Genomic DNA, 1262 nt, shown 5'->3' with positions numbered 1-1262 from the left:
GAATTAAAATATAACCATTTAATATAAAAATTATGATAAGATAAGGAATACAATTAGCAAGGGGGAATAATATGGCTAGAAAATGTATAAAAAATTTAGGGAAAAATAAAAGTATAAGAAGATTAAAGCTTATATTTAAGAAGATATTTATTACTGTATTTATAATAGCAAGTATAATAGCCGTTTTTAACATAACAAGATATTTTGAAGACTTATATAAGGTAAGAGATATAAAAACTACTAAAATTGAATATTATATGGATGTAGCTGATGAAGCAGGGGGTGGAAAAGTTCAATTAAGCTGGAAGGAGTTACTTGCTATAGACATGGTAATATATGATGAAGATTTAAGTAATATAAAAAAGAAAGATACATTAAATGTTGGTGAAAAATTTATAGTAGAAGACAAAAATGATAAAGGAGAAAAAGTATACAAGGTAAAAAAGTTTAATAAAGTATTGAATGAATTGAAATTTGACACTTCTCAAAAAAGTAGAGCTAAAAAATATATTAAGGATTTAGAATACACATATCTTGGAAATAAAGAATTAAACTATAGTGATGAAAAAATTAAGTTTATAAAGAAATTAGAAGACTCAGCTATAAGAGAGTATATCGATTATGGCATATTGCCATCTATAACAATTGGACAAGCAATACTAGAATCAGGATGGGGTAATTCTAAACTTACAAAGCAAAGTAATAATTTATTTGGTATAAAGGCAGATAAAGCATGGAAAGGAAAAAGTGTAGCAATTTCAACTTCTGAACATTATAATGAAAAAATTGTAGCAAGTTTTAGGTCATATGGTTCATTGGAAGACTCTGTAAAAGACCATGGTTTATTTTTAGTGAATAATAAAAGATATAGAAAAAATGGATTGTTTGAAGCAAAAGACTATATTAGTCAAGCACAAGCATTAGAAGATGCTGGATATAGTACAGCTGAAGATAAAAGCGGGAATCGTATATATGCAGAACTACTAATAGATGTTATTAGAAGTTATAACTTACAATTAATAGATAATAAAGTAGAAACAAAATAAGTATTAATTCTACATGAAAGTGTAACAAGATAAATTTGTTTTCTACAAAAGAATAGAAAAAACGTAAAAAAAACATAAAAAAATGTATTGACTTGTTATTTAAAAGGTGATATTATTATTACTGTACTCGAAAGAGAGCAAAATGAACTTTGAAAATTAAACAGTAGGTTAATTTATAAAACAAGAAACAAACCATAAAGCCAGATATTTTGATAA

The 1262-nt window shown here is 25.4% G+C and carries 1 protein-coding gene; it reads left to right on the top strand.

The features are described 5' to 3' along the window. Window positions 1-71 precede the first annotated feature (71 nt). The gene (locus tag KGF50_RS21495) at window positions 72-1046 is read left to right on the top strand and encodes a glucosaminidase domain-containing protein (protein WP_227849946.1); all 975 of its coding nucleotides are present in this window, start codon (window positions 72-74) and stop codon (window positions 1044-1046) included. Window positions 1047-1262: the final 216 nt, after the last annotated feature.

The sequence above is a fragment of the Clostridioides sp. ZZV15-6598 genome, assembly GCF_020657705.1.
GTDB lineage: Bacteria > Bacillota > Clostridia > Peptostreptococcales > Peptostreptococcaceae > Clostridioides > Clostridioides difficile_F.
This window is presented reverse-complemented; position numbering and strand designations above follow the sequence as displayed.

Coding starts and splice junctions, on each gene's coding strand:
- KGF50_RS21495 (WP_227849946.1), top strand. CDS start 72: ATGGCTAGAAAATGTATAAAAAATTTAGGGAAAAATAAAAGTATAAGA.